The organism is Acidocella sp., assembly GCF_013044125.1.
Taxonomy (GTDB): Bacteria; Pseudomonadota; Alphaproteobacteria; order Acetobacterales; family Acetobacteraceae; genus Acidocella.
This window is the reverse complement of the sequence record NZ_JABEVC010000097.1, coordinates 1-4,617: the sequence shown is the minus strand read 5'-3', so window position 1 is coordinate 4,617 and position 4,617 is coordinate 1. Positions and strand designations below refer to the sequence as shown.

Below are 4,617 nucleotides of genomic sequence, written 5' to 3'. Positions count from 1 at the left end.
GGGCTGGGGCTGGGGCGTCGCGGCTGGTTTCGGGGAATTTGCTGCCGTTCGGGGAGATTGAGGCGAAGATCGCGCGGGGCAAGGGGGCGGAGGCGGCGCTGGTGTTTGTCTCGGGCGTGCAGGCGAATGTAACGCTGTTGCCGGCGCTGCTGGATGCGAAGGTGCTGGGGGGGGAGCCGCTGGTGTATGCGGACCGGCTGAACCACGCGAGCCTGATTCAGGGCTGCGTGGCGGCGGGGGTGCGCCAGATACGCTTCCGGCATAATGATCTGGAGCATCTGGAGGAGCTGTTGGCGCGCGACGAGGCGCTGGCGCGGCCGCGGGTGATTATCACCGAGAGCGTGTTCAGTATGGATGGCGATTGCGCCGATGTGGCGGCGCTGGCGGCGCTGGCGGAAAAATACGGGGCGTTTTTGTATCTGGACGAGGCGCATGCAACCGGGGTGATGGGCCGGGACGGGTTCGGCTTGGCGCATGGGCTGCGCAATGCGCTGGTGATGGGTACGTTCAGCAAGGGATTGGGTGGGTTTGGCGCTTATGCGGCGTGTTCGGGCGTGTTGCGGGAGTATCTGGTGAACCGCTGCGGCGGGGTGATTTATGCGACCGCGCTGCCGCCGGCGGTGCTGGGGGCGATGGAGGCGGCGCTGGATATGATCCCGGAATTGGGCGCGGCGCGCGCCAGGGTGGCGGGGCATGCGGCGCGGTTCCGGGCCGCGCTGGCGGCGGCGGGGCTGGATACCGGGGCGTCTACCACGCAGATTGTGCCGCTGATTCTGGGTGCGGAGGAACGCGCGCTGGACATGGCGCGGGCGCTGGAGGCGGAAGGGTTTCTGGCCGTGGCGATAAGGCCGCCGACGGTGCCGGCGGGGACGAGCCGGATACGGTTCACGTTTTCGGCGGGGCATACCGAAGAGCAGGTGGCGGCGCTCAGCGAGGCCGTGGTGCGGCTGGCGAAGACGCGATGAAGCCGGTTTTGTTGCTGGTGCACGGCTGGGGGTTTGATGCCGGGTTCTGGGCGCCGCTGCGCGCGGCGCTGGAGGGGTATGAGACCGTGGCCTGGGATCTGGGGTTTTTTGGCGGGGCGGCGCGGCCGGATTTGCCGGCGGGACGCGATGTGGTGGCGGTGGGGCACTCGTTTGGGGCGTTGTGGCTGCTGCATCACAGGCCGGTGGCGTGGCGCGCGCTGGTTGCGGTGAACGGGTTTGGCTGCTTCACGCAGCGGGAGGATTTTCCGCAAGGCAATGCGGCGCGGCCGTTGCAACGGATGATCGCGCAGTTTGGTGCGGCGCCGGGAGAGGTGGTGGCGGCGTTCAGGGCCAGGTGCGGCGGTGCGGCGGCGGTGCCGGGGGCGTTGGATGCGATGGCGCTGGCGGCTGGGTTGCAGGGGTTGGCGCAATGGGATGCGCGCCCGGCCGGGGTTGATTTGGCGTTGTGCGGGCGGGCGGACCCGCTGGTGCCCGCGGCGATGAGCGCTGCGAGTTTTCCGGCGGATGTGACGCAGTGGCATGCGGGGGGGCATTTGCTGCCGCTGGAGGATGCGCGCTGGTGTGCCGCGCGGCTGCGGGCGTTTTTGGAGCCTCTGGGGTGAGCGCGCGCAAGGAGCGGATTGGACGGGCGTTTTCAGCCGGGGCGGCGCGCTATGATGCGGTGGCGCCGGTGCAACGGCTGGTGGCGGCGCGGCTGGCGGCGCGGATTGTGGCGCGGGGCCTGGGGCCGCGGCGGATTCTGGAGATAGGCTGCGGCACCGGGTTTTTGAGCGCGGCGCTGGCCGCTGCGTTTCCGGATGCGGCGCTGGTGCTCACGGATATTTCGCCCGCGATGCTGGCGCGCTGCCGGGCGCGGCTGGGGGAAGGCCCTGCATATATGCTGCTTGACGGTGAGGACCCGCGCGGGCTGGAAGGGCGGTTTGATTTGATCGTCTCCAGCCTGGCGGTGCAGTGGTTTGGCGATTTGCGCGGCGGGCTGGCGCGGCTGGGCGCGCTGCTGGCACCGGGCGGGCGGATGATGTTCGCGACGCTGGGGGCGGGGACGTTTGCCGAATGGACGGCGGCGCATGCCGCGCTCGGGCTGGCGAGCGGGACGCCGGTGTATCCGGCGCCGGAGGCTTTGCCCTGGCCGGAGGGTGTTGCGCATGCGGTTGATGAGGAATTTGTCATTCAGCATTATGCCAATGGCGCTGAATTCGTCCGCAGCCTGAAAGAGCTGGGCGCGGGGGAGCCTGCGCCGGGACACCGGCCGCTGCCGCCGGGCGCGTTCCGGCGGGTGCTGGGCGCGCTGGAGGGCGGGTTCGCGGTGACGTATCATGTGTTGTATGGGGAGATTTGGTAGGGGGTGGTCTTGCCATTCCCGGCGCTCCCGGCCAGAACCTCCGGCCATGGATCGCCGCCCGCACCTGACCAGGATCGACCGCTATATTTTCGGGCAATTGTTGATTGCGCTGGTGCTGGTCACCGTTGGGCTGGTGGCGCTGATCTGGCTCACGCAGTCGTTGCGGTTCATCCAGATCATCGTCAACCATGGGCTCTCGCCGGTGGTGTTCATCAAGCTGACCTCGCTGCTGGTGCCGAGTTTTGTCGCCACCATTTTGCCGATCACATGCTTTATCGTGGTGTTGTTCATTTATACGCGCCTGAACGGCGACCGTGAGATTACGGCGATGCGCGCTTCCGGGCTTTCGGACTTGGCGCTGGCCCGCCCGGCGCTGGCGCTGGCGCTGGCGGCCACGCTGGCGGGTTATGCGCTGAACCTGGTGCTGGTGCCGGCCAGCCTGGGCAGCTTCCGCAGCTACCAATATGAGATACGCAACCAGATTGCCGCGTTTTTGCTGGAGCCGGGGGTGTTTACGCCGGTGGCCGACCATATCACCGTTTATGTGCAATCGCGTGGGGCGAATGACTCCCTGGGCGGCATATTGATTGAGGATGGACGCGACCCGGCGGCGCCGGCGACGATATTGGCCACCTCCGGCCAGTTGTTGTTGAGCCCGCAAGGGCCGGTGGTGGTGCTGGAGAACGGCTCGCGCGAGCAGATAGACCCCAAGACCGGGCGGCTGGATGTGTTGACGTTTCAGCGCAACGTGCTCTCGCTGGCCCAGCCCGCGAAGGCGGCGCTGCCCGATATGGTGGACTCCGCCGAGGCTGGTCTGGCGGCGCTGATGCATCCGCCGGCGTCGCTTTCGCCGGGCGAGCAGGGGAAATGGCTGGTGGAGGCGCAGCGCCGGCTTACCGCGCCGCTGAGCACGCTCAGCTTTACGCTGATCGGCCTGCTGGCGGCGCTGCGGGGGGTGTTCCGGCGGAATGGGGGGCTGCTGCGCCCGGTTGGCGCGGTGGTGGCGGTGACGCTGCTGGTGGCGCTCAGCCTGGGGGTGGGCAATCTGGCCGCGCGCAACACGGCGCTGCTGCCGCTGATCTGGGCGATGGTGCTGGTGCCGGGGCTGGTTGCCGGGGCGATGCTGTTTGTCCGGCGGGCGCCGCAATGAAGAATATTCCGGTTACGCTCTCGCTTTATTTTGGCAGGCAGTTTCTGTTCGCCGTGGTGGTGATGCTGGCGGCGCTCTCGGCGCTGGTCTCGCTGTTTGATTTTCTGGAGCTGCTGCGCGAGGCGGCGGCCAGGCCGGCGGCCGGTTTCGGGATTGTCGCGGAGATTGAGTTCATGCGGCAGCCCTGGACGCTGCTGCAGATATTGCCCTTTGCGATTTTGCTGGGCGGGATTTTCGCGTTCTGGCGGCTCTCGCGCTCCTCGGAGCTGGTGGTGGCGCGCGCGGCGGGGATTTCAGCCTGGCAGTTTCTGGCGCTGCCGGTGCTGCTGGCGACGCTGCTGGGGGCGGTTGGCACCGGCGGGCTGAGTCCGCTTTCGGCGGTGATGTATAGCCGCGGTGAGACGCTGTATAATGCGTATCTGCGTCCGGGCGGGGGGCCGCTCTCGCTCAACGGCGGGGAGCTTTGGGTGCGCCAGGCCGATGCCGGGCTGGTTCCCGGCGGTGTTGCCGTGCTGCATGCGGCGGGGGTGCATCTGGAGCATAATGTTTTGCGCGCCGAGCAGGTGAGCGTGCTGCGGCTGGACGGCCAGGCGACGCTGCTGCAGCGGATGGAGGCCAGCCAGGCGACGCTGAGCACGGGGGCATGGAACCTGAAGGGGGTGAGCGTGCTAACCCCCGGGGCCGCGCCGCAGCTTGTCGGCCAGATGGATTTTCCCACCGACCTGACGGTGCGCCGCGTGGAGGAAAGTTTTGCCTCGCCCGACTCGCTCTCGTTCTGGGCGCTGCCTGGGTTCATCGCGCTGCTCAAACGCTCCGGGTTTTCGCCCATTCAGCATGAGCTGGCGTTTCAGGCGCTGCTGGCGCTGCCGTTGCTTTGCGCCACCATGGCGCTGGTGGCGGCCGGGTTCTCGATGCGGCCCTCGCGCCGCGGCGGCGCGGCGCGCATGCTGGCCAGCGGCGTGGGCTGCGGGTTTGCGTTGTTCATGGTATCGGAGGTGGCCAACCAGTTTGGCACCTCCGGGGCGATTCCGGTTATCCTCGCCGCGTGGGCGCCCGCGGTGGCGGGATTATTTTTGGCGCTTGCGTTGTTGCTGCATCTGGAAGATGGCTGAGGCATGAAACGATCCGGCCTGCTTCTC

At 68.0% G+C, this 4,617-nt stretch carries 5 protein-coding genes; all 5 read left to right on the top strand.

The annotated features are described in order from the left end of the window. Positions 1–965 (top strand): aminotransferase class I/II-fold pyridoxal phosphate-dependent enzyme (locus HKL97_RS06045; RefSeq protein WP_291423454.1); only part of this gene is annotated, 965 nt, incomplete at its 5' end. Then, positions 962–1,588, top strand: a complete 627-nt coding sequence (locus HKL97_RS06040) for an alpha/beta fold hydrolase (RefSeq protein WP_291423452.1) — start codon at positions 962–964, stop codon at positions 1,586–1,588. The genes HKL97_RS06045 and HKL97_RS06040, both read left to right, overlap by 4 nt. Continuing rightward, a complete protein-coding gene (locus tag HKL97_RS06035) occupies positions 1,585–2,328 on the top strand; it encodes a methyltransferase (RefSeq protein WP_291423450.1) in 744 nt (247 codons plus the stop codon). Before HKL97_RS06040 ends, HKL97_RS06035 begins: the two co-directional genes overlap by 4 nt. A gap of 46 nt (positions 2,329–2,374) precedes the next feature. Then, complete coding sequence (lptF, locus tag HKL97_RS06030) at positions 2,375–3,478, top strand: LPS export ABC transporter permease LptF (protein ID WP_291423448.1); 1,104 nt, start codon at positions 2,375–2,377, stop codon at positions 3,476–3,478. After that, positions 3,475–4,590, top strand: coding sequence for an LPS export ABC transporter permease LptG (gene lptG, locus HKL97_RS06025; protein ID WP_291423446.1), 1,116 nt, complete (start codon positions 3,475–3,477; stop codon positions 4,588–4,590). The genes lptF and lptG overlap by 4 nt, the downstream gene beginning before the upstream one ends. The last annotated feature ends 27 nt before the right edge of the window (positions 4,591–4,617 follow it).

Coding starts and splice junctions, on each gene's coding strand:
- lptG (WP_291423446.1), top strand. CDS start 3,475: ATGAAGAATATTCCGGTTACGCTCTCGCTTTATTTTGGCAGGCAGTTT.
- lptF (WP_291423448.1), top strand. CDS start 2,375: ATGGATCGCCGCCCGCACCTGACCAGGATCGACCGCTATATTTTCGGG.
- HKL97_RS06040 (WP_291423452.1), top strand. CDS start 962: ATGAAGCCGGTTTTGTTGCTGGTGCACGGCTGGGGGTTTGATGCCGGG.